The sequence below is a fragment of the Curtobacterium sp. YR515 genome (genome assembly GCF_900113095.1).
GTDB lineage: Bacteria > Actinomycetota > Actinomycetes > Actinomycetales > Microbacteriaceae > Curtobacterium.
The window spans coordinates 154,916-178,485 of the sequence record NZ_FOOD01000001.1 but is presented as its reverse complement, the minus strand read 5'-3'; the positions used below and the strand labels follow the sequence as shown (position 1 = coordinate 178,485).

The window sequence follows — 23,570 nt, the reverse complement described above, 5'->3', positions numbered from 1 at the left end:
CGATGTCGAACCCCGGCGATCCGCAGCGGTCGCAGCACGATCGTGGGTACTACGGCGCGGGCTGGTCCCAGCCCGCGCCGCCCGCCGGTGCCCCGCAGCAGCCGGGCGGAGCGTACGGGGGACCGCAGCAGTCCGGTGCCCCGTACGGCGGGCCGCAGCAGTCCGGCGTCCCGTACGGTGCGCCGCAGGGCGGCCCGTACCGCGGGCCGCAGTACGGCGGGTCCGCGCCGGCTCCGCGCCCACCGCGGACGCCGGCGGATCCGCGTCGGGCCTTCGCTCCGGGAGCGTCGGTCACGAACACGGCCGGCGCGCTCATCGCCGTCGTGTCGATCGTCCTCGTCGAGTTCGTCTCGGGGCTCGTCGGCCTGCTCGGCGCCTCGTTCGTGGTGCACCCGTTCGCGAGCTACGGCGCGGGCGGCAGCCTGGTCGGCGGGTTCGTGTCCGGGGTGTTCGCCACGCCGTTCCCGTTCTACGCCGGGGCCTTCCTCGCGCTGGCGTTCCTCACGCCCGTCGACCGACGGAGCCCGCTGCCGACGGTGCTCCTCCGCGCCGTGCTCGCCGGGGCCGCTGGGACGATCGCCCTGGCGCTCGTCGGGGTCTTCACGGGCACGTTCAGCGCCGTCCGCTCGGGAGGCGCCCAGCTCCTCATCGACGTCGTCACCCGCCCGCTGCAGTCCGGTGTGCCGTTCACCCTGATGCTCATCGCGACGTCGACCGCGGCGTGGCTCTGGCTCGGGCGGCCCCGGGGCGGACGTCGTGCGCCCGGAGCACCCGGCACGCCCGGGTCGGTCCGACCGGCCGACGCGGTGCCGCCGGCGACCGTGCAGCCGTCGTCACAGCAGGGTCAGGCGGGCCAGCCGGGGGCGCAGGGGGCCCAGGTGCCGCCGTACGCGCCGCCGCAGCCCCCGTCGAACCCGTGGGGTGGTCCGGCACCGCGCTGAGCCGCTGAGCGGCCGCGTGCGGCTCGTGGCCGTGTGCCGCGTGCCGTGTGCCGCGCGCCGCGCACCGACGTGGTGCGACATCGTCGATGTCGTCCGACGTCGACCTTGTCGCAGGTTGCGTGCACCGTCCGTTGCGCCCGAGGGGGTGCGACGTCCCCGACGTCGTCCGACCTCGGCGATGTCGTTCGGGCTCGCCACACGCGACGGCACCGCGCCGCACCGCCACGCCACGCCCGGGAGTCGGCCGCGCGCCGTGGGAGGTGCCCGGCGGGGCGGGGGTGCGCCGCGCCTCCTGGACCGCCGCGCGTCACCGCGCCGTGCCGCGTGCGAGGTGCCGGGCAGGGCGCGAGGGAACGACCGCCGCACCCAGCACGGGACCTCGCACCGTGCGTGGGCGGCCGCGCGCTCAGAACGTGTGCTTGTCCCGCTGGGCGACCCGCAGCCCGCTGCCGATCAGGCGCAGCACCAGCTCGCGCCCCGTGACCGCCGTGGCCCCCGCGGCGACGAGTTCCTCGTAGCGCGACAGCGGCACGTCGTAGTGGTCGTGGTCGAACGCACGACGTGGGATACCGACGCGTCCAGCGAACTCGTGCAGCTCGTCGTATGATGTGTCACTGACGAGGTGCGACCACAGAGTGTCGTGTGCGGGCCACGTCGGCGGGTCGATCATCACGGTCACACGGCAATCGTACGTGTGTCGCCGTTTGACCGGACCTGGGGGCATCGAGTATTCTCGATCCCTGGTGTCAGCGGGCCGTTCTGCCTGCGTCGCCGATCGGGCCCGGCCCTCCGGGAACCGCTCGTGCAGAAGTGGGCACCCGAGACTTCCCTCAAGCAGAGTTACGTAAGGATTTCCACGTGGTTTACGCAGTAGTGCGCGCCGGCGGCCGTCAGGAGAAGGTCGAGGTCGGCACGATCATCACGATCGACCGTGCCAAGGCCGACGACAAGGGCAACATCGACCTCGCCCCGGTGCTCCTCGTGGACGGTGACAAGATCACGTCGGCGGCTTCCGAGCTCGCCAACGTGACGGTCACCGCCGAGGTGCTCGAGGACCTCCGCGGTCCGAAGGTCGTCATCCAGAAGTTCAAGAACAAGACCGGGTACAAGAAGCGTCAGGGTTTCCGCGCTGAGCTCACCCGCGTCAAGATCACCTCGATCGCGTAAGGCGGGAGTAGAAGATGGCACACAAGAAGGGTGCGAGCTCCACTCGCAACGGTCGTGACTCGAACGCACAGCGCCTCGGCGTGAAGCGCTTCGGGGGCGAGGTCGTCAACGCCGGTGAGATCATCCTCCGCCAGCGCGGTACCCACTTCCACCCGGGCGCCAACGTCGGCCGCGGTGGCGACGACACGCTGTTCGCCCTCTCGGCCGGTGCGGTCGAGTTCGGCACCAAGGGCGGCCGCAAGGTCGTCAACATCGTCAACGCGTAAGCAGTTCGACGATCTGACTCTGCGGGAGGGGCGGGCCACGTGCCCGCCCCTCCCGTTCTTTCGTTGCAACACCAAGGAGTGGACCCATGGCGACCTTCGTCGACCGCGTGACCCTGCACCTCACCGCGGGGAACGGCGGCAACGGCTGCGTGTCGGTCCGCCGTGAGAAGTTCAAGCCGCTGGCCGGCCCGGACGGCGGCAACGGCGGTGACGGTGGCGACATCGTCCTCGTCGCCGACCCCCAGGTGACGACCCTGCTCGGCTACCACCGCTCGCCGCACCGTTCCTCCAAGAACGGGCAGCCCGGCATGGGCGACATGCGGAGCGGCATCAGCGGTGAGACGCTCGAGCTCCCGCTGCCGATCGGCACCGTCGTGTACGACGAGAACGGCGACGTCCTCGCGGACATGACCGAGCCGGGCATGCGCGTCGTCATCGCCCCCGGCGGTCAGGGCGGTCTCGGCAACGCCGCGCTCTCGACCACGAAGCGCAAGGCCCCCGGGTTCGCGCTGCTCGGCACCGAGGGCTGGGCCGGTGACGTCAGCCTCGAGCTGAAGACCATCGCCGACGTCGCCCTCGTCGGGTTCCCGAGCGCCGGCAAGTCCTCGCTCATCGCCGCGATCTCCGCCGCGAAGCCGAAGATCGCCGACTACCCGTTCACGACCCTCACGCCGAACCTCGGCGTCGTCGAGTCCGGGTCCACCCGCTTCACCGTCGCCGACGTCCCCGGTCTGATCGAGGGCGCGTCGGAGGGCAAGGGCCTCGGCCTCGAGTTCCTCCGTCACGTCGAGCGCTGCGAGGCACTCCTGCACGTGATCGACTGCGCCACGCTCGACCCCGGCCGTGACCCGATCAGCGACCTCGACGTCATCCTCGGCGAGCTCGAGCGCTACCCGGTCCCCGAGGGCCAGGTGCCGCTGCTCGAGCGCCCGCAGATGATCGCGCTCAACAAGGTCGACGTGCCCGAGGCCGAAGAACTCGCCGCCTTCGTGCGCGACGAGCTCGAGGGCCGTGGCTACCGCGTCTTCCCGATCTCGACCGCGTCCCGCAAGGGCCTGCGCGAGCTGACGTTCGCGCTGGCCGACGTCGTGGAGCAAGCCCGCGCCTCCCGTGCCGCCGAGCCGGTGGCCGAGCGCATCGTCCTCCGCCCCAAGGCGGTCGACGACAAGCCCTTCACCATCCGCGCCGAAGGCGGCGAGGAACACCGCTTCTACCGCATCCGCGGTGCGAAGCCGGAGCGCTGGGTCCAGCAGACCGACTTCACGAACGAAGAGGCGATCGGCTACCTCGCCGACCGCCTGGCGAAGCTCGGCGTCGAGGACGGCCTGTTCAAGGCCGGAGCCGTCGCCGGGTCCACCGTCGTCATCGGTGGCGACGGCGGCACGATCTTCGACTGGGAGCCCACGCTCACCTCGACCGCGGAGCTCATCACGAGCGCCCGCGGGACCGACGCCCGGATCGGCGCGACCTCGCGTCCGACCCGCAACGAGCGTCGCGAGGAGTACTTCGAGCGCATGGACGCCAAGGCCGCGGCGCGTGCCGAGCTCGAGCAGGAGCGCATCGCCGGGCTGTGGGCGGAGGACGGAGACCTGTCTCCCGCCGAAGCCGACCGGGACGACAGGGACTGACCACGGCATGACCGACACGACCGCACGCACCGACCTCGGACCCGTCACCCGGCGCGAGGACATCCCGCGTGCCAAGCGGATCGTGGTCAAGGTCGGGTCGTCGTCGGTCAGCGGTGACAACACCGGGCAGATCGCTCCGCTCGTCGACGCCATCGCGGCAGCGCACGCCCGGGGGACCGAGGTCGTCCTCGTGTCCTCCGGTGCCATCGCCACCGGGTTCCCGTTCCTCGGGCTCGAGGGTCGCCCCGACGACCTCGCCACCCAGCAAGCCGCCGCCGCGACCGGGCAGAACGTCCTGATGTTCCGGTACCAGAAGGAACTCGACCGGCACGCGGTCGTCGCGGCGCAGATCCTCCTGACCGCGGGGGACCTGCAGAACCCGACGCACCGGGTGAACGCGCAGCGGGCAATCGACCGGCTGCTCGCGCTGCGGGTGCTGCCGATCGTGAACGAGAACGACACCGTGGCGACGCACGAGATCCGCTTCGGGGACAACGACCGGCTCGCGGCGCTCGTGGCCCGGCTGCTCGGGGCCGATGCGCTCGTGCTGCTGTCCGACGTGGAGTCGCTCTACACGCGGCCCCCGGAGCAGCCCGGTGCGGAGCCGATCACGCACGTGCCGTTCGGCGACGAGCTCGCCGGGGTCACGTTCGGGTCGATCGGTGCCGCGGGCGTGGGGACCGGGGGAGCGGGGACGAAGGTCGCTGCCGCCCGGCTCGCGGCCGAGGCCGGCACGGCGGTGCTCGTGACGGCGACGGCGCTCGTGGAGCGGGCGTTGGCGGGGGAGCAGGTCGGGACCTGGTTCGAGGCGGCGGCGCGGGGCTGACGGGGGTCGGTTCCGGTACGGTTCGGTTCGGTTCGGTTCGGTTCGGGAGGCGCGGGTCGGCTTCGACGCGCCGCTCACGTCCGCCGAGGGGGCATTGTTCGTCACGCTCGGCGCCTCCGAGCGACGGATTCCGCGACCTCGGCGGCACGCCTGCGGCGTGTCGTGCCCGCTCGCGGGGCGCGCGGACCGAGGGGCGAGGGCGCTGCGGGCGTGTGCTGACTCCTCCACAGGAGCCGCGCCTCCAGGGCCCTCCACAGGTGAGCCGGACCGCCGTCATGTGGCGGACCCCCGCGCCTAGAATCGAGCCATGTCGCTGACCGCATCCGCCCCGACCCTGACCGACAAGCTCGTCGCTGCGCGCGACGCGGCGTCGGTCCTCGCCACGGCGACGACCGCGGTGAAGGACGCGGCGCTCCTCGCGATCGCGGCGGGCGTGCGACAGGCGACGGACGAGATCGTCGCGGCCAACCACGAGGACCTCTTGGCGGGCGAGGAGAGCGGGCTCTCGTCCGGGCTCCTCGACCGGCTGCGGCTCGATCCCGTCCGCATCGACGCCCTCGCCGCCGCGGTCGAACACGTCGTCGGCCTCACCGACCCGGTCGGGCAGCACGTCCGCGGGTCGCGGTTGCCGAACGGGCTGCAGCTCTCCCAGGTGCGGGTGCCGTTCGGGGTCGTCGGCGCGATCTACGAAGCGCGGCCGAACGTCACGGTCGACATCGCCAGCCTCGCGCTGAAGAGCGGCAACGCGGTCGTGCTCCGGGGCGGCTCGGCGGCGCAGCGCACCAACGCGGTCCTCGTCGCCCGGATCCAGGACGCCGTCGCCTCGGCGGGGCTGCCGCGCGAACTCGTGCAGACGATCGACGAGTTCGGGCGTGCCGGCGCGACCGACCTGATGCGGGCACGCGGGCTCGTCGACGTGCTCATCCCGCGGGGCAGCGCCTCACTGATCCAGACCGTCGTGACCGAGTCGCAGGTGCCCGTGATCGAGACGGGTGCCGGGGTCGTCCACGTCTTCCTCGACGAGTCGGCACCGCTCGACCGGTCGATCGACATCGTCCTGAACAGCAAGGTGCAGCGGCCCAGCGTGTGCAACGCGCTCGAGACGCTCCTCGTGCACGAGCGGGCGGCCGACCGGCTCCTGCCCGCGCTGGCCGACCGGCTGCGGGCCGCCGGCGTCACGCTCCGCGGTGACGACGCCACGCGGGTGCTCGTGCCCGGTGTGCTCCGGGCGACGGACGACGACTGGGCGACCGAGTCGATGGACCTCGACCTGTCCGTCCGGGTGGTGCCCGACGTCGATGCGGCGATGGCGCACATCGCGCGCTGGTCGACGCACCACACCGAGTCGATCGTCACGAACGACGTCGACACGGCCGAGCGCTTCCTGGCCGAGGTCGACTCCGCGGTCGTGATGGCGAACGCCTCGACGCGGTTCACCGACGGCGGGGAGTTCGGGTTCGGTGCCGAGGTGGGGATCTCGACGCAGAAACTGCACGCTCGTGGGCCGATGGGGCTGCCCGAGCTGACGAGCACCAAGTGGATCGTGCGCGGGCAGGGACAGATCCGCGGCTAGACTGAACGGCGAATTCCCCCGACCGAACGGAGCATCGGATCAATGACCTTCCTCGCAGAAGCCGCTGAGCACGCCTCGGGGGTCCCCGCGTACGTGTTCCCGCTCGTCGGTGCCCTCTTCTTCGCGTTCCTCGGGTTCGTGACCTGGAGCTTCCGCGACGTGGCCTACCGCCACTCGCACAAGTTCGAGGCCACGCGCACCCACGAGACGGGTGTCGACGAGTTCGGTCGCGCCGAGCACTGACCCGCGACTCCATGCTCGAGAGCACGGGGCGGCCTCGCATCGGCGTGATGGGTGGCACGTTCGACCCGATCCACAACGGCCACCTCGTGGCAGCGTCCGAGGTGGCGCGCGCGTTCGACCTCGACGAAGTGGTCTTCGTCCCCACGGGGCAGCCGTACATGAAGTCCGGTGTGACCGACGCCGAACACCGCTACCTCATGACCGTCGTCGCCACGGCGTCGAACCCGATGTTCACCGTGAGCCGCGTGGACATCGACCGCCCGGGCCCGACCTACACGGTCGACACGCTGAAGGACCTGCACGAGCAGCGACCCGACGCGCAGCTGGTCTTCATCTCCGGCGCAGACGCCGTCCAGCAGATTGTCGACTGGAAGGACCATGATGGCCTCTGGGACCTCGCGCACTTCGTCGCTGTGACACGTCCGGGACACGCCTTGAGCATCACGGGTCTGCCCGAACGAGACGTAAGCTTGCTCGAAGTTCCCGCGCTGGCAATATCGTCGACCGACTGCCGCGACCGGGTGAGACGTGGTTTCCCCGTGTGGTACTTGGTCCCCGACGGTGTCGTCCAGTACATCTCCAAGCACCATCTGTATCGGAGCGTTGCATGAGTTCGTCCGACGCGCAGCCGCCCCTGTCGCGGCGCCAGGCGCGCGAGCGGGAGCGTGCCGCCGCGGGCGGTGCGCAGCCCGTGACGCCGCCCCCGACCGTCGCCGCCCCGGCCGAGCAGCCGGAAGTGCGCCACCGTCCCGGCAGCCACGTCGCTCCCGCCCCCGGCGCACCCGCACAGTCCGCCGTGCCGTCGTCGGCCTCGTCCGGCGGCTCCGGTGTGCCGTCGATGCCCCCGGCCTCGGCGACCGAGATCGTCCCCGGCTCGGGCGGACTCACCCGTCGGCAGATCCGTCAGCTGCGTGCGGCCGAGGGACAGGCGATCCAGCCCGTCCCGCTGCAGAACCCGACCCCGCAGTCGTCCGACCGCACCGTCGAGGACGTCCTCGGCTCGGTCGACGCGCTGCACGGTGGACCGGAGCGCCCTGGCACGACGGACGCGACGGGCACGTCGGCCGCCGCCGAGCCCGAGCCGCTCGCGCAGGAGTCCTCCGTCGACTCCGAGCCCTCGGCCGAGACGGTCGTGCTCGACCAGGCGGCCGTGGCACAGGCGACCGAGGCGGACGGATCGCCCGACGCGATCGAGCCCCTCGAGGAAGCCGCCGCACACAGCGAAGAGCCGCGTCGCCACCGTTCGACCTGGGCCCCGCCCGAGGCCACCGAGCCGTCGGACACCGAAGCCGACTCGGACACGCCGGACGCGCCGGACGCTCCGAACACGCTGGGCACCCCGGACGTCCCCGCCACGGCGCAGCGGACCCCGATCCAGTCCTCCACGCCGGCGGTGTTCCCGCTCTCGCTGGACGAGGACGACACGAACGAGGTCCCGGTCCAGAACGCCGCCCAACCCGCGCGTGCCGCCTCGGCACCCACGTCGAGTGGCGCGCCGTCGTCCGCCGGTGACACCGATGGCGACGCCGATGCCCCCCGCGTGCCGGCCTCGTTCCAGCGTCCGGCCGAGCCGAAGCCCCTCACGACCGCGTTCGAGCCGCCCGTCGGCCACTGGTCGCAGCAGGCGCACGACTCGAACGACGCCGAGGTCCACGACGAGGAGACCGGCACCCGCCGCGTCGCCGTGACCAACACGAACGCGATCATCCTGCCGAACTCGGCCCTCGCCGACCCGACGGGCGCGCTGAACGCCACGGGCGAGGTCATCCTCACCGGCTCGATCGACCTGCCGGCGTCGCTGTCCTCGACCGGATCGCACCGGCCGATCGACGGTGCCGAGGTCGACCGACTGCTCGAGCAGCACGACGAACAGCCCGACACGGACGCCAGCCCGGTCCGTGCCAGCCGTGCGGTGTCGAGCCACACCTCCACGCGGCAGGTCGTCCTCGCGGCGGCCAAGCCGAAGGAGTCGCGCACGCCGCTCATCCTCGGCGTGACGGTCGGTGCCGTCGGCGTCGCCGCTGCAGCCGTCATCATCGTGGCCCTCGTCACGACCCACACGTTCTGAGTCCTCCCCACCGCGCACGGCCTGGCTGTGTGTCGGTGGGTGGCTTATGATCGTGACCCATCAAGCGATCCGGCAGCCTGCCAGGTCGACCGACCGGAAGGAATCCGTGACCGCCTCCTCACGCGCAGTGGAACTCGTGCAGATCGCCGCCCAGGCGGCCGACGCCAAGCAGGCCGAGGACCTCGTCGCCCTCGACGTGACCGGGCCGCTGCAGCTCACCGACGTGTTCCTGCTCGCGACCGGCCGGAACGAGCGCAACGTGCTCGCCATCGCGGACGAGATCGAAGAGCGCCTCCTCGAAGCCGGGGCCAAGCCGCTCCGTCGTGAAGGCCGGAGCGAGGGCCGCTGGGTCCTCATCGACTTCGGCGACATCGTCGTGCACGTTTTCCACGAAGAAGACCGCCAGTACTACTCGCTCGAGCGTCTCTGGTCGGACTGCCCGACCATCCCGCTCGAGCTCCCGGTGGACCACACCGCGTAGGTGCGACGCGCCCGGGTGGCGGCGACGATTTCGTCACCCGGCGTTCGCATGGTGTACGCTTCTATGGTGCCTCCGGGGAACGGGGGCACACTGAAGTCGGTGGGAACACCAACACTTCGGGTCTGTGGCGCAGCTGGTAGCGCACCTGCATGGCATGCAGGGGGTCAGGGGTTCGAGTCCCCTCAGATCCACCATCACCCCCGCGGTTCTCCGGAACCGCGGGGGTCTTCTCGTTCCGGGGACGCGCGCCCGAGGCGATCCGGCTCCCGCGTCCCCACTACGCTGAGCGCATGAGCAGCGACGCACCCCTGTCCGGTTCCGCCCTGACGATCACCGCCGGCGGCTACACGGCCGAGATCGCCTCGGTGGGGGCGACACTGCGGACGTTCCGGTTCGAGGGACGCGACCTGGTCTCGCCGTTCGACGCCGACGAGGTCCGCCCGGCCTTCCGCGGAGCCGTCCTGGCGCCGTGGCCGAACCGGGTCGTCGACGGGAAGTACACGTTCGGCGGGACCGAGCACGAGCTCGCGCTGACCGAGCCGAAGCGGCAGCACGCCCTGCACGGGCTGGTCGCCTGGACCGACTTCCGGATCGTCGCGCACGAACCGGACCGCGCGGTCCTCGCCACGACGGTGCCCGCCCAGGACGGGTACCCGTTCCGCGTCGAGGTACTGGTCGAGTACCGCGTCGACGCCGACGGGCTGCACACGACGGTCACCGGGACGAACACCGGTGCCGACGCGGCTCCGTGGGGGACCGGTCCGCACCCGTACCTCGTCGCCGGCGAGGGTCGTGTCGACGACTGGACCCTGACGCTGCCGGCGGCCGAGGTGCTCGAGGTCACCGAGGACCGCCTCGTCCCGACGGGCCTCGCGCCGGTGCACGACGAGTTCGACCTGCGCTCCGCGACGCGCATCGGCGACCGGTTCATCGACCACGCCTTCACCGGGTTCGACCGCGACGCCGACGGCAGCGCGACGATCGTCCTCACCGCCGCCGACGGCCGCGGTGTCCGTGCCTCGTTCGGCCCGGAGTGCGGGTGGGCGCAGGTGCACACCGCCGACCACGTCGTGCCGGAGTACCACCGTGCGGGTCTCGCGGTCGAGCCGATGACCTGTGCGCCGGACGCCTTCAACGCCGGGTCCGACGCGGGTCTCGTCGTGCTCGAGCCCGGGTCCTCGTCGGCGGCCTCGTGGACGATCGCGGCGGTCTGACGGCAGCACCCGCGTCCGCCCGGATCGAGGTCCGGCGGCTGCCGTCGACTCCCGACCTCGGCGCCCTCGCCGCCGCGTCCGGCGCCGACGTGGTCTGGCTCGACTCCTCGCTGCCGGCCGGTTCGCCCCCGACCGCGCGCGCCCGTGCCCGGTGGTCGGTCCTCGCGCTGACGGACGGCCCGTTCGCAGCGCGGTTCCGGCACGAGACGCGACGGGCGTTCGTCGAGACGACCCCGGCGTCCCGATCGTGGTTCGGGGACGTCGCGACCGCCGAGGGATCGGACCGACCCGCCTTCGCGGTCCTCACCGAGTTGCTCGCGCGCACCCCGGTGCTGCCGGAACCGGTCGCGGGCTGCGGCTTCGCGCTCGGCTGGGTCGGGTTCCTCGGCTACGAGCTCGGGCGCGAGTCGGGCGGCGTCGACCGGACGGCCGAGGGGCACGCGGACGCGGACCTGCGGTTCGTCGACCGCGCGGTGGTCGTCGACGCCGCCGGTGACGCCTGGGCACTCGCCCTGGCGAGCGATGCGGAACCCGAGGCCAGCGCGCGGAACCGCGCATGGCTGGAGACGGTGACCGCCCCGGTCACGCGGGTCGACGTCGACGACGTGGCCCCGTTCCTCCCGGGCCCCGCTCCGGCGACCGGGCGCGTCACGCGCGCCGCCTACGAGACGGCGGTGGACGCGTGCCGCGCGGAGATCCGTGCGGGCAACGCGTTCCAGGTGTGCCTCACGACCGCCTTCGCGGTGCCGCCGGTCCAGGAGGCGCGGCGGGGCCCCGCCACGGACCCCCACCTGACCGAGTACCTGCGGCTGCGCGCGGCGGACCCCGTCCCGTTCGGTGCGTACCTACGGCTCGGCCCGCTGCGCGTGGCGAGCCGGTCTCCTGAGCGGTTCCTGCGGATCGATGCGTCCGGGACGGTGTCCGCGGAGCCGATCAAGGGGACCCGACGGCGCTCCGACGACCCTGTGGAGGACGAAGCGGTCCGTGCCGGACTCGCCGTGAGCGCGAAGGACCGTGCCGAGAACGTCATGATCGTCGACCTGCTCCGGAACGACCTGCTCCGGACGGCGGTACCGGGGTCGGTGCACGTCGACCGGCTCTGCGACGTCGAGACCTACGCGAGCGTGCACCAGATGGTGTCGACGATCGGTGCGGTCCTGCCCGAGGGGACGTCGCGGGCAGCCGTGGTGCACGCCGCGTTCCCGCCGGGGTCGATGACCGGCGCGCCGAAGATCAGTGCCATGGGGATCGCGGATCGGCTCGAGGACGGGCCTCGCGGGCTGTACTCAGGTGCGATCGGGTACTTCTCGGCCAGCGGCGCGGTCGACCTGTCGGTGGTGATCCGCACACTGGTGACGGTCATCGACGACCGGGGCACGGTGCGGTCGCGGTCGTTCGGTGCCGGCGGCGCGGTGACGTGGTCGTCGGTCGCCGCGGACGAGGCGGACGAGGTCGAGACGAAGACGCGCTCGGTGCTCGCCGGTGTGGCGGCCGTCGCCCGCTGGTGACGGCGGATCGTCGGGCGGCGCTGCCGGAGCACTCCTCCACAGGGCGCTGATCCACCGCTCACACGGCGTGTCGAACGCGTGTTCGAAGCAACTGTCCACAGGATGTCGGACCCGATTGACATCATCGAACACATGTTCGAATATGAGGGCATGCAGACGGCGGCGGCACTCCGATCGCCCGGGGCTCACCCAGAGCCGACCGGGCGGCCCGGTCCTGCCCGGCCGGTGCGGCGGGTCGACCACCTCGGTGACGCCCGCGCCGCACTCGAACGGATCACCTCGCTGCGGTCGCGTGTGGCCGAGATGGAGTCCACCCGGGTCGACACCGAGGGGCTGCCCACGGCCGAGGCGCTCGCACCGCTCCTGCCGGGTGGTGCGATCCGCGTGGGCGGGTCCTACTCGGTGCACGAGTCGGTGCTCCTCGCGATGACGATGCTGCAGGCAGCCTCGGCCGCCGGTGCCTGGTGCGCGGTGGTGGGGGTGCCGTCCTTCGGGGTCGAGGCCGCGGCCGCGGCCGGCATCGACCTCGAACGGCTCGTGCTCGTGCCGGACCCGGGCGACCAGTGGCTCACCGTGACGGCCGCGCTGGCGGACGTCGCCCAGATCGTCCTCACCCGTCCGCTCGGTCGGGTGGTGCCCGGCGACGTGTCCCGGCTGTCGGCACGGCTGCGTCAGCGTGGTGGGGCGCTCGTCGCGCTCGGGTCCTGGCCCGGGGCCGACGTCTCGCTGCGGGTGACCCGGTCCGAGTGGAGCGGCATCGGGGACGGGCACGGCTTCCTGACGGAACGACGGGTCACGGTGTCGGCGTCCGGTCGTGCCGGAGCGGGGCGACCGGTGGACGCCGACCTGCTGCTGCCCGCGGCGGACGGCACGGTCCGGGCCGCCGTCCCCACCGCTGCGGCGTCCGGCCCCGGCCGGACGACACCCGTGCTGCGTCCCGTGGCGGTGGCGTCGTGAGCCCCCGGGGCGGCGGCCGGACCCGGACGACCGGGTCCCGGGTCACCGGTGCCCTCGCCGGACGCGGGCCCGGGGCCGGCGCGGGTGCGGCGGGCGTGCCCGATGCGCGGTCGATCCGAGCCGACGCACTCGCCCGCGGTGGGGCGCTGCCCGAGCCCCCGCCGACCCGGACGATCGTGCTGTGGTGCCCGGACTGGCCGGTGATCGCGGCCGCTCGCGCTGCCGGGTCGCCGCCGGACCACCCGTTCGCCCTCGTGGTGAAGGGCCAGGTGTACGCCAGTTCCGCCAGTGCCCGGCAGCACGGCGTGGTCCGTGGGCTCCGCGTGCGCGAGGCACAGGCGCGCTGCCCCGAGCTCGTCGTGCAGCCCTACGACGACGCGCTCGACCACCGGGCGTTCGAACCGGTCATCCGCGCGGTCGAGGCGGCGGTCCCCGGTGTCGAGGTGCTCCGCCCGGGCACCCTCGCGCTGCGGTCCCGCGGGCCGGCCCGGTACTACGGCGGAGAACGAGCCGCCGCGGCGACCCTCGCCGGCATCGCTGCCGACCACGGTGCTCCCGGGGTGCGCGCCGGCGTCGCGGACACCCCGTTCGCCGCCGAACAGGCCGCACGGGCTCGCCCGGCGCGTCCGGGGGAGCGGGTGCGGATCGTGCCCGTCGACGGCTCGGCGCCGTTCCTGGCCGGGCTGCCGCTCGGCGTGCTCGGCGACGCCGACCTCGCGATGCTGCTCGGGCGCCTCGGCATCCAGACCCTCGGCGAGTTCGCCGCGCTGGCCGACGAACAGGTGCGCGACCGGTTCGGACTCGCCGGGGTGTTCCTGCACCGGCTCGCCGGCGGTCGTGACCCGCGAGAGGTCGCGGCGCGCGCGGTCCCGCCCGAACTCCGGGTCGAGGCGTCGTTCGAACCTCCGCTCGACCGCGCCGACCAGATCGCGTTCGCGTTCCGTCGCTCCGCCGACGACTTCGCCGCACGCCTCCGGGCAGCCGGACTCGTCGCCACCACGATCCGGGTCGGCATCGTCGACGAGCGGGACATCCTGCTCGAGCGCACGTGGGTGCACCCGCGGTGGTTCGACGCCGCCGACGTGGTGGACCGGGTGCGCTGGCAGCTCGCCGGCGGGGTGGACCCGACCGGGCTCGAGGCGCCGGTCGTCCAGGTGGTGCTCGAGCCCGTCGCGGTCGACGACATGGCGAACCACGAACGCGGGCTCTGGGGGACCGGACCGGACGAACGCGTGCACCACGGTCTCGCCCGCGTGCAGGGACTGGTCGGGCACGACGGGGTGGTCACGCCACGGATCGGCGGCGGGCGCACCCTGGCCGAACGCGTGGTGCTCGTGCCGTGGGGCGACGCTCCCGCCGGTGGCGAGCGTGCGCTGGCGACCGTCCGCGACCGCCCGTGGCCCGGCAAGCTTCCCGGTCCGCCGCCGGCGACCGTGCTCGACCGTCCGCGCCCGGTGGACGTCGTCACCGGCGACGGCGGCACCGTCGACGTCGACGACCGCGGCGTCCTCACCGGGGTCCCGGAACGGTTCCGTGCCGAGGGGGAGCGTGGTGGCCGGTTCGACGCCGTGACCGCGTGGGCCGGACCGTGGCCGCTCGTCGTGCGCTGGTGGGAGGCCGGCGGACGCCGACTCCACCGGCTGCAGCTCGTCGACGCCGACGGACGTGCGTGGTACCTCGTGCTCGCCGACCACCGGTGGTGGGCCGAGGCGGTGGCGACGTGACCGCCCGGACGGGGGAACACTGATGGGGTACAGCAACCCGCCGATCCCGTGGTCCCAGTTCGAACGTGCGCTGTCCGACAAGCGGAGCCCCGGCAGCACGCACGACGGCGACGGCGGGGACAGCCCCGCGTGGTCCCGCAAGCGCGAGCCCTACGCGCCGACGACCCCGCCGGTGGCCGACGACACGAACGTGCCGGTCGTGCCGTACGCCGAGCTGCACGCGCACTCGACGTTCAGCTTCCTCGACGGCGCGAGCGGCCCGGAACAGCTCTTCGAAGAGGCCGCTCGGTTGCACCTGCACGGGCTCGCCCTCACCGACCACGACGGCTTCTACGGTGCCGCGCGCATGGCCGAGGTGGCCGAGGCATACCCGACCGTCGCCACGGTGTACGGCACCGAGCTGTCCCTCGGGCTGACCGAACCGCAGAACGGCGTACCCGACCCCGAGGGCACGCACCTGCTCCTGCTGGCGGACGGGCAGGACGGGTACCACCGGCTCGCCGGTGCCGTCACCCGGGCGCACCTGGCCGCCGGCGCCGAGAAGGGACGACCCCGGTACGACCTCGACGACCTCGCAGCACGATCGGACGGGCACTGGCGCGTCCTGACCGGGTGCCGCAAGGGGGCCGTCCGGCAGGCGCTCGAGCGCGGGGGCGAGTCCGCGGCCGAGGACGCCCTGCGCGCCCTGCTCGACCGGTTCGGCACGGCGGGGGTCGTCGTCGAGCTCACCGACCACGGCGACCCGATGGACACCGCGCGGAACGACGCCCTGGCCGCGCTCGCCGCGAAGCACGCGCTGCCCACGGTGGCCACGGGCAACGTGCACTACGCCACCCCGGACCGCTTCCCGGTGGCGACGGCGCTCGCCGCGGTCCGGGCCCGCCGCAGTCTCGACGAGATCGACGGCTGGCTGCCGGCCGCACCGACGGCCCACCTCCGCTCGGGGGCCGAGATGACCCGGCGGTTCGCCCGCTACCCCGGAGCGATCGAGCACAGCGTCGAACTCGCCGACGAGCTCGGGTTCCGGCTGAAGACGGTCAAGCCCGGGTTGCCCGACATCGACGTCCCCGACGGGCACACCACGATGTCCTGGCTGCGGGAGCTCACCTGGCGCGGCGCCCGCCGGTTCTACCCCGGCAGTGCCGACGGTGTCGACCCGCAGAAGCGCGAGCGCATCGAACGCGAACTCTCGGTGATCGAGGACAAGGACTTCCCCGGCTACTTCCTCATCGTGCGGGACATGGTGCAGTACGCCCGTGAACGCGGCATCCTCTGCCAGGGCCGCGGCTCGGCGGCGAACTCGGCGGTCTGCTACCTGCTCGAGATCACCGCGGTCGACTCGATCCGCTACGGGCTGCCGTTCGAACGCTTCCTGTCGGCCATGCGCGACGAGGAACCCGACATCGACGTCGACTTCGACTCCGACCGGCGTGAAGAGGTCATCCAGTACGTCTACGAGAAGTACGGCCGGTTCAACGCCGCACAGGTCGCGAACGTCATCACCTACCGGCCGAAGGGCGCCGTGCGGGACATGGCGAAGGCGCTCGGCCACAGCCCCGGGCAGCAGGACGCCTGGTCGAAGCAGGTCGAACGCTGGGGCTCGGTGACCGAGAGCCAAGACCACGACATCCCCGACACCGTGGTCGACATGGCGCAGCAGGTGCTCGGGTTCCCCCGGCACCTCGGCATCCACTCCGGCGGCATGGTCCTCACGGACCGGCCCGTGGGCGAGGTCGTGCCGATCGAGCACGCCCGCATGGACGGCCGGACGGTGCTGCAATGGGACAAGGACGACTGCGCCTACATGGGGCTCGTGAAGTTCGACATGCTCGGGCTCGGCATGCTCGCCGCGCTGCAGTACTCGTTCGACCTCGCCGACGAGCACTGCGGGGAGCGGTGGGACATGCACTCCATCCCGAAGGAGGAACAGGGCGTCTACGACCAGCTGTGCCGCGCGGACACCATCGGGGTGTTCCAGGTGGAGTCCCGAGCGCAGATGGGGACGCTGCCCCGACTGCTGCCGCGACGCTTCTACGACCTCGTGATCGAGGTCGCCCTGGTGCGCCCCGGGCCGATCCAGGGCGGCGCGGTCCACCCGTACATCCGGCGGCGCACGGGCGAAGAGCCGATCACGTACATCCACCCGTCGCTCGAACCCGTGCTCGAGCGGACCCTCGGCGTCCCGCTCTTCCAGGAACAACTCATGCAGATGGCGATCGCGGTGGGCGGGTGCTCGGGGGACGACGCCGACCTGCTCCGGCGTGCGATGGGGTCGAAGCGCGGGCACGAGAAGATCGACCGGCTCCGCGAGAAGCTCTACGCCGGGATGGCCGCGAACGACATCCACGGCGAGGACGCCGACGCCATCTACGCCAAGATCCAGGCGTTCGCGAACTTCGGCTTCGCGGAGAGCCACTCCATCAGCTTCGCGCTCATCGTCTACGCGAGCGCGTGGATGCGGCTGCACTACCCCGGCGCCTTCCTCGCCGCGCTGCTCCGTGCGCAGCCGATGGGGTTCTACTCACCCCAGACCCTGGTGGCCGACGCCCGACGGCACGGGGTCACCGTCCTGCGACCGGACATCCTGCGCTCCGGCGTGGACGCCACGTTGGAGCCGCTGCACGACGACGCCGCCGACGACGACGACGCCGACGGTGGTCCAGGAGGCGCGGCGCACGTCCACGCGACGGGTCACGACGACTGCCTGGCCGAGGAACAGCCCCCGGTGCTGCCGTTCGACAAGGCCACGCCCGACGACACGGCGCGGCACCGGCGGGACGGCGCCTTCGCTGTCCGTCTCGGATTGGCCGAGGTCTCCTCGCTCGGCCGGAAGAGCGCCGAGAAGATCGTCGCCGAGCGGGATGCCCACGGTCCCTTCACCGACATGTCCGGCCTCGCTCGCCGTGTCGGCCTGACCACGGCGCAGCTCGAGGCGCTCGCCGCCGCCGACGCCTTCGCGTCGATCGGGGTCGACCGGCGCGGTGGGATGTGGTCGGCAGCACAGGCCGCGGCCGAGCGTCCCGACCAGCTGCCCGACACCCAGGTGACGGTGCAGCCGCCGCTGTTCGGGCAGATGACCAGCGGTGACGTCCTCATCGCGGACATGTGGTCGACGGGGATGACGACGGACGACCATCCCGTGCGGCACGTCCGTGACGGCCTCGTGGCCCGCGGGGTGCTCAGCGTCCAGGACACCGCGACGGCCGAGACCGGACGGCGGGTCGAGGTCGGGGGGATCGTGACGCACCGGCAGCGTCCGGCGACGGCGTCCGGCATCACGTTCATGAACGTCGAGGACGAGACCGGGTTGGTGAACGTGATCTGCAGCGTCGGGGTGTGGGGGCGGTACCGACGGGTCGCGCGCGAGGCGCCGGCCGTGATCGTGCGGGGGATCCTCGAGCGGTCGCCGGACGGGGTCGTGAACCTGGTGGCCGACCGGATCGAACACCTGTCCCTGTCGGTCCGCACCCGGTCGAGGGACTTCCAGTGACGACCGGCTACCGCACCTCGGGGATGCGGATCGTGACCTCGAGCCCGCCGGACCGCACGTTCCGGAGCGACGCCGTCCCGCCCGCCCGCTCCGCCACGGCCCGCACGATCGCGAGCCCGAGTCCGGAACCACCCGGCAGGGGGATCGTGCCGGTCGCGGGGTCGGGGTTCGGGCGGGACTTCCGGGCCTCGTCGGGGCGGGTGAACCGGTCGAAGGCGACGGGGATGAACGACTCCGGCACGCCGGGGCCGTCGTCCGTGATCTGCAGGATCCCCTCGCCGCCGGCACTGCGCCACGAGACGAAGACGCCGCCGCCGCGGGGGAGTGCCGACACCGCGTTGCCGGCGATGTTCGTGACGAGCTGCGCCATGCCACCGGTGTCGAGCCGGTACCGCGGTTCCACGGTGCCGCCGCCGATGCCCGGGCCGGAACCCCCGACGGCGACCGGGGACTCCAGGTCGAAGTCGACGGTGATGTCCTTGGCGGACGCGATGAGCCGGACGCGGTCGACGGCACTCATGACCTCGTCGCCGAGGTCCGACCAGCCCGTGGGCTGCTGTTCGGCACCGTCCTGTTCGCGGCGCTCGGACTCCTCGATGCGGGACAGCGCGAGCAGGTCGTTCGCCAGGCGGGACAGCCGCGCGACGCTGAGCTTCGCGCGCTCGATGTGGGCGGCGAGGGCGGCCGCGTCGTCCCCGTCGAGGGACGCCAGGTCGAGCTGGGTCGTCAGGATCGCGAGGGGTGTGCGGAGTTCGTGGCTCGCGTCCGAGACCATCTGGCGCTCGCGTTCGGTGGCCTGGCGTGTGCGGGCGAGGAAGGCGTTGAGGGTCGTCGCCAGCGAGGCGAGTTCGTCCTGGGCCGGACCGACCGGCAGTTCGGCGCGTTCGGGGGCGACGGAGAGGCGCTCGGCCTCGCGGCGCATCCGGTTCACCGGGCGCAGGGCGGCGGTCGCGAGCACCCACGAGGCGACGCCGAACGCGACCAGGATCGCGAGCCCGGTGAGCGACAGCGTCGAGGTCAGGTCGTCGACGACGATCGCCTCGGCCTGCGAGTTGCGGGCCGCCACGACCGTCCACCGACCCGCCTGGTTGACGGGGTGCTCGACGACGACGCGGTACTCCGAACCGGCGACCCGGATGAGGGACGTCCCGGCCTTCGTCTCGGTGAGGCTGCCGAGCGCGCGCTCGACGCGGGGCGGCATGGTCGACAGGGCGATGTCACCGGACGGCGAGACCACGGCCACGAGCTGCGCGTTGCCCGGCGGGGACAGGTCGGGATCGCTGTCGACCTCGAGCGTGGCCACGTACGGGTCGGCGTCCGCGTCGAGCAGGGTGCGCGTGGCACTCGCGACGACGCTGACGACCTGGAACCGCATGACGAGCACGAGCAGCACGATGACCACCGCCGCGATCGCCGTGGACCCGATGGTGATCCGGGCGCGGAGCGACAGGTTCCGCAGCGGACGGATCAGGCCACGCCCGGAACCGGTCACGCTCCGAGCAGATCGAGCCGGTAGCCGCGGCCGCGCACGGTGGAGATCGCGACCGTCGCCTCGTGCGAGGTCAGCTTCTTGCGGAGGTACGAGATGTACTGCTCGACGACGTTCGGGTCGACGTGCTGCGAGCCGTCCCAGACCTCTTCGAGGATCTTCGGGCGGTCGACCACGGTGCCCACCGACCGTGCGAGCAGCCGGAGGAGCGCGAACTCGGTGGGGCTCACGGCGACCCGCTGGCCCTTGATCAGGATGCGACGGGCCTCGGAGTCGATCGCGACGTCGCCCACCTCGATGGTGCGCGGGGCGCCGGCGGACTCGCGACGGCCGAGGGCACGGAGGCGAGCGGTGAGCTCGGCGAAGGCGAACGGCTTCGTGAGGTAGTCGTCGGCGCCGGCGTCGAGGCCGAACACGCGGTCGTCCACGGCGTCCCGCGCGGTCACGAGGAGGATCCGGACCGGGTCCTCGCGCTCGCGGATGCGGCGGGCGAGCTCGAAGCCGGACATGCCGGGCATCATGACGTCCACGACGGCCAGGTCGAACGCCTGGTCGCCGAGCGCGATCAGCGCCTCGACCCCGTTCTCGACCGCGGTGACGCGGTACCCCTCTGCCGCGAGCCCACGTTCCATGAGCGCGCGCATCTCGTCATCGTCCTCGACCACCAACAGGCGCATAGCGACCTCCTCGACCCCATCGTGGCATCGAACCTGTACATGCGGGAGATCCCACGGCTGAACTCGCTGAATCTCGTCACAGTCACGGCGGCCGGACAGGTAGAACGGTCTGTCCCCCGTTCGTGGGACGTGAGGACTGCTTGCTTCGTTGCTATGCTCGCGCACCGGAAGCGGCGTACCCGACGTCACATCCGCAGTGGGGGCACCATGAACGACATGCCGGAACACCCGGCCCTCGTCCGTCTGCGTGCCGAGCTCGACGCCGCTTGGAAGGGCATCGGCGTGCTCGGCGACATGGAGGACGACAGCCGCGACCGTGTGGTCGCCGAGCTCCGGGCGGCGGTCCCGGACATCGCGAGCGTCGCTGCTCGTGCCGCGGGGGCCGATGCCGTCGTGGCCGAGATCAGCCGGTTCGCGAGCGTCGAGGTCGTCTCGAGCGACTCGACCGTGCCGACGGCGACGATCTGGGACGACATCGTGCACTCGGCGGCCGAGGCGGCCTCCGCCGCGCGCTGACGCGCCACGAGCCCGCACGCGCCACGAGCCCGCACGCGCACGCGCCCGCCCACGGGCAGCGTCAGTCGTCCTCGCCGAGCAGCTCCTCGCGCACGCGCCGGATGTCCTCGAGCAGCGCCCCGATCAGGATCCAGTGCCGCGAGTTCGGCCGGATCACCTCGAGCGGCGCCGTGAGTGCCGGCTCCGCGACGTCCTCGTCGTGCTGCGGCGACGTCGGCACCGACCACCGGGGCCGAGGGGACGCGGCGGTCGACACGGGCACCTCCTTCGCGGCGACCCGGGCACTGAGCGCCCGGACGTCGGCCGCGATCCGGGCGACCTCGGTGGCGATGCTCCCGACGACGGGGTCGGCCCGGAGGTCGGGCGCCGTGTTGTCCTGGATCGCCCGGGTCATGCCGGTGACCCGGGTGACGAGCACACGCAGGTGTTCGGCCACGACGATGTCCTCGTCGAGGACGGTCCGGTGCCGGCCGCCGCGCGGGTTCATCGTGAGGGACTCCCGGGCCGCGGTGAGCGACGCCTCGGCGCGGGCGTGCTGCTGCCGGAGCGCCCGGGCCTGCAGGAGCGCCTCGTGCCAGCGGTCCTGGTCCCACCCCTCGGTGAGCCCGATCGCGACCCGCTCGAACGCGGCGGCGGTGTCCCGGGCGAGCCGTGCGACCGCGAGGTGCGCCGGGCCGAGCAGCACCGGCGGCACGATGAGCGCGTTCACGATCAGGGCGACGATCGCTCCGAGGACGGTCTCGAGGATCCGGTCGGCCGAGTAGTTCGGCGTGACGACGCCCGCGGTGAGCACGAGCATGCCGCTGATGCCGACCTGCGTCGCCGAGGTCGGGGTGAGCCGCAGGGCCCACGCGATGAGGATGGCGAGCACGATGACCAGCAGCACGACCCACACGGTGTCGCCGAGCAGCAGGTGGAACCCGGTGGCGAGCACGACGCCGAGGACGACCCCGGCACTGCGTTCGAGTCCCTTCACGAACGACTGGTTGATGCTCGGCTGCACCACGAGCAGTGCGGCGATCGCGGCGAAGGTCGGGAACGGCCCGTCGATGAGCACCCGGCACAGCAGCACGGCGGCGACCACCGCGACCGCGGTCTTGACGACCTGCAGGAACGGCGTGCGACTGGAGCTGCGGAGACGCGCGACCGGGTTCACGACGACCACGGTAGCCACGGTGCGCGCGCCGAGCCGTGCACGAACGCGACGAATCCCGCCCCGTCCGGTTGACTGGTCTCGTGTGGCCCAACCATGAGCGCGTCATCCCGCAGGCCTTCGCCGGCTCCGGAACCTCCGTGGTGGCTGCACGCGCGCACTCGGTCGAACCCTCGGGCAACGGCTACCTGTACGGCTACGAGGTCGACACCGTGGACCGCAACGGCCAGCGCGCCACGGTCCTGACCTACGTCGACACCGGCGGGACCCACGACCAGAACAGCGCGATCGTCACCGACCCCGCGACGGGTGAGCCGGTCTCGGTGTGGGCGTACCCGAACGACCCCGGGCTGCCGGTGCTGCCCCAGGTGACGTACCGCGACGCCGTCGCCGAGCTCCTCACGACGCTCGGCATGCCGGTCACCGACCCGACCCTCACGGTCGCGGCGTACCGACCGGGCAAGCGTGCCGTGGTGCGGGTCGACGCCGCCGAGGGGACCCTCTTCCTCAAGGTCGTGCGTCCGCACCGGGTGGCCCCGATCGAGAAGTCGCACGAGCAGTTCGTCGCCGCCGGACTGCCGGTGCCGCGGGTGCTCTCGAGCCGTGGGGACGGTCTGCTCGTCCTCGAACGCATCCGCGGGGTCCCCGCCGGCAGCCGCATCCTCGAGATCGCGGACGACCCGCGCTTCGTGGCCTCCCTCGCCGCGCTCACCGGGCGGATCGCGACGGTCCCGATGACGCAGCAGGCCCGCGCCGACGCGATGGACCACGCCGACTGGCACCGCCGCACCCTCGTCGCCGCGCTGCCGCAGGACGCCGAGGAGATCGACGCGCTCTACGACGCCATCGGACGACGCTCGATCGGCTGGGCGACCGCGACGAAGCAGGTCGTGCACGGCGACCTGCACCTCGAGCAGGTCTTCGTCGACGAGGACGAGCCGTGGCGCATCTCCGGCCTGCTCGACATCGACACGGCGGGCTGGGGCTACCCGGTGCGCGACATCGGTGCCGTGGTGGCGCACCTCGTCGTCACGGGGCTGTGGCACCGGTCGCGCGGCGACGCGGAGCGCGGGGCGGCCGCCGAACGCCTCGCCGACGCCGTCGCGCGCGACTGGATCGCGCGCAACCCCGACCAGTCGGACCGGATCGGCCCGGCGATCGGCGCGCAACTGCTCGCGCACGCCGGCGGCCAGGCCACGACCGGTTCCGCGAACGGCATCCACACGGCGGAGCAGCTGCTGGCGGCGACGCAGGCGGCCCTCGCGGAGGCGACGCCGATCGTCCCGTCCGACGGCCTCCTCCGCCCGCGCTCCGCACCACAGGCCTGACGCGACCACCTGCGCGACGCCGGTCGCGGGACGGGTCCGCACCGCGCCTCCTGGACCCGACAGCAGGCGGATCCCAGGAGGCGCGACTCGCGCGGGCGTCGTCGAGTCGCCTCCGTCGGTGGTCGGGGAGTAAACTGAGCGCGCACGCACCGCGTTCCCGCGTGCCGCGTCGATTCCGGACGCAGCAGTCGGTCACTTGACCGACGTGGGAACCGGGTCCGTGATCGCTCCGAGGGGGCATCACGTGCGTGTGACGGCGCCGGATCTCGGCGCGGACCGTCGCATCCGGCCCCACCCGGTGGCCGCGATGGGAACGGTCCG

General features: G+C 72.8%; 21 protein-coding genes and 1 tRNA gene. 18 read left to right on the top strand and 4 right to left on the bottom strand.

The genetic code is table 11. From position 1 onward, the window contains the following. Window positions 1-2 precede the first annotated feature (2 nt). Window positions 3-941, top strand: coding sequence for a hypothetical protein (locus BM028_RS00865; protein WP_092384006.1), 939 nt, complete (start codon window positions 3-5; stop codon window positions 939-941). A gap of 406 nt (window positions 942-1,347) precedes the next feature. On the opposite strand, the gene BM028_RS00860 is transcribed toward BM028_RS00865, so the two are convergent. Further along, complete coding sequence (locus BM028_RS00860) at window positions 1,348-1,611, bottom strand: DUF4031 domain-containing protein (RefSeq protein ID WP_229085138.1); 264 nt, start codon at window positions 1,609-1,611, stop codon at window positions 1,348-1,350. A gap of 188 nt (window positions 1,612-1,799) precedes the next feature. Here BM028_RS00860 and rplU point away from each other — a divergent pair, with 188 nt between their 5' ends. From rplU to BM028_RS00785, 15 genes are all read left to right on the top strand, one after another. Further along, window positions 1,800-2,108: a 50S ribosomal protein L21 gene (gene rplU / locus BM028_RS00855; RefSeq protein ID WP_022905369.1), complete on the top strand. Its 309-nt coding sequence runs from the start codon at window positions 1,800-1,802 to the stop codon at window positions 2,106-2,108. Window positions 2,109-2,122: 14 nt separating this feature from the next. Then, window positions 2,123-2,374, top strand: coding sequence for a 50S ribosomal protein L27 (gene rpmA, locus BM028_RS00850; protein WP_070416551.1), 252 nt, complete (start codon window positions 2,123-2,125; stop codon window positions 2,372-2,374). A gap of 86 nt (window positions 2,375-2,460) precedes the next feature. After that, complete coding sequence (obgE, locus tag BM028_RS00845; protein WP_070416550.1) at window positions 2,461-4,002, top strand: GTPase ObgE; 1,542 nt, start codon at window positions 2,461-2,463, stop codon at window positions 4,000-4,002. Window positions 4,003-4,009: 7 nt separating this feature from the next. Further along, window positions 4,010-4,828 (top strand): glutamate 5-kinase, encoded by an 819-nt coding sequence (proB, locus tag BM028_RS00840; protein WP_254789344.1) that lies wholly within the window; start codon window positions 4,010-4,012, stop codon window positions 4,826-4,828. A gap of 307 nt (window positions 4,829-5,135) precedes the next feature. Next, window positions 5,136-6,401 (top strand): glutamate-5-semialdehyde dehydrogenase, encoded by a 1,266-nt coding sequence (locus tag BM028_RS00835; protein ID WP_070416549.1) that lies wholly within the window; start codon window positions 5,136-5,138, stop codon window positions 6,399-6,401. A 42-nt stretch (window positions 6,402-6,443) separates the two neighbouring features. After that, complete coding sequence (locus BM028_RS00830; RefSeq protein WP_070416548.1) at window positions 6,444-6,644, top strand: hypothetical protein; 201 nt, start codon at window positions 6,444-6,446, stop codon at window positions 6,642-6,644. Between the two features lie 11 nt (window positions 6,645-6,655). Beyond that, complete coding sequence (gene nadD / locus BM028_RS00825; protein ID WP_022907294.1) at window positions 6,656-7,255, top strand: nicotinate-nucleotide adenylyltransferase; 600 nt, start codon at window positions 6,656-6,658, stop codon at window positions 7,253-7,255. Continuing rightward, window positions 7,252-8,712: a hypothetical protein gene (locus BM028_RS00820; protein WP_092384004.1), complete on the top strand. Its 1,461-nt coding sequence runs from the start codon at window positions 7,252-7,254 to the stop codon at window positions 8,710-8,712. The genes nadD and BM028_RS00820 overlap by 4 nt, the downstream gene beginning before the upstream one ends. A gap of 106 nt (window positions 8,713-8,818) precedes the next feature. Beyond that, on the top strand, window positions 8,819-9,193 hold the full coding sequence (rsfS, locus tag BM028_RS00815) for a ribosome silencing factor (protein ID WP_070416546.1): 375 nt from the start codon (window positions 8,819-8,821) through the stop codon (window positions 9,191-9,193). Between the two features lie 118 nt (window positions 9,194-9,311). Beyond that, window positions 9,312-9,387, top strand: a tRNA-Ala gene (locus BM028_RS00810). 96 nt (window positions 9,388-9,483) lie between these two features. Next, window positions 9,484-10,407: an aldose 1-epimerase family protein gene (locus BM028_RS00805; RefSeq protein WP_092384002.1), complete on the top strand. Its 924-nt coding sequence runs from the start codon at window positions 9,484-9,486 to the stop codon at window positions 10,405-10,407. Next, a complete protein-coding gene (locus BM028_RS00800) occupies window positions 10,386-11,915 on the top strand; it encodes an anthranilate synthase component I family protein (RefSeq protein ID WP_175495947.1) in 1,530 nt (509 codons plus the stop codon). Before BM028_RS00805 ends, BM028_RS00800 begins: the two co-directional genes overlap by 22 nt. 132 nt (window positions 11,916-12,047) lie before the next feature. After that, on the top strand, window positions 12,048-12,872 hold the full coding sequence (locus BM028_RS00795; protein WP_175473611.1) for a flagellar hook assembly protein FlgD: 825 nt from the start codon (window positions 12,048-12,050) through the stop codon (window positions 12,870-12,872). A 113-nt stretch (window positions 12,873-12,985) separates the two neighbouring features. After that, complete coding sequence (locus BM028_RS00790) at window positions 12,986-14,596, top strand: DNA polymerase Y family protein (RefSeq protein WP_175495990.1); 1,611 nt, start codon at window positions 12,986-12,988, stop codon at window positions 14,594-14,596. 22 nt (window positions 14,597-14,618) lie between these two features. After that, window positions 14,619-18,086, top strand: a complete 3,468-nt coding sequence (locus BM028_RS00785) for an error-prone DNA polymerase (RefSeq protein ID WP_092383998.1) — start codon at window positions 14,619-14,621, stop codon at window positions 18,084-18,086. 7 nt (window positions 18,087-18,093) lie between these two features. Here BM028_RS00785 and BM028_RS00780 read toward each other — a convergent pair whose 3' ends face one another. Further along, a complete protein-coding gene (locus BM028_RS00780) occupies window positions 18,094-19,578 on the bottom strand; it encodes a sensor histidine kinase (RefSeq protein WP_092383996.1) in 1,485 nt (494 codons plus the stop codon). Next, the gene (locus BM028_RS00775) at window positions 19,575-20,252 is read right to left on the bottom strand and encodes a response regulator transcription factor (RefSeq protein WP_070416542.1); all 678 of its coding nucleotides are present in this window, start codon (window positions 20,250-20,252) and stop codon (window positions 19,575-19,577) included. The genes BM028_RS00780 and BM028_RS00775 overlap by 4 nt, the downstream gene beginning before the upstream one ends. 216 nt (window positions 20,253-20,468) lie before the next feature. On the opposite strand from BM028_RS00775, the gene BM028_RS00770 reads away from it, so the two are divergent. Beyond that, a complete protein-coding gene (locus BM028_RS00770) occupies window positions 20,469-20,768 on the top strand; it encodes a hypothetical protein (protein ID WP_139199160.1) in 300 nt (99 codons plus the stop codon). Between the two features lie 61 nt (window positions 20,769-20,829). On the opposite strand, the gene BM028_RS00765 is transcribed toward BM028_RS00770, so the two are convergent. Continuing rightward, a complete protein-coding gene (locus BM028_RS00765) occupies window positions 20,830-21,924 on the bottom strand; it encodes an FUSC family protein (protein ID WP_092384860.1) in 1,095 nt (364 codons plus the stop codon). Between the two features lie 80 nt (window positions 21,925-22,004). Here BM028_RS00765 and BM028_RS00760 point away from each other — a divergent pair, with 80 nt between their 5' ends. After that, window positions 22,005-23,249 (top strand): aminoglycoside phosphotransferase family protein, encoded by a 1,245-nt coding sequence (locus tag BM028_RS00760; protein WP_071295406.1) that lies wholly within the window; start codon window positions 22,005-22,007, stop codon window positions 23,247-23,249. Window positions 23,250-23,570: the final 321 nt, after the last annotated feature.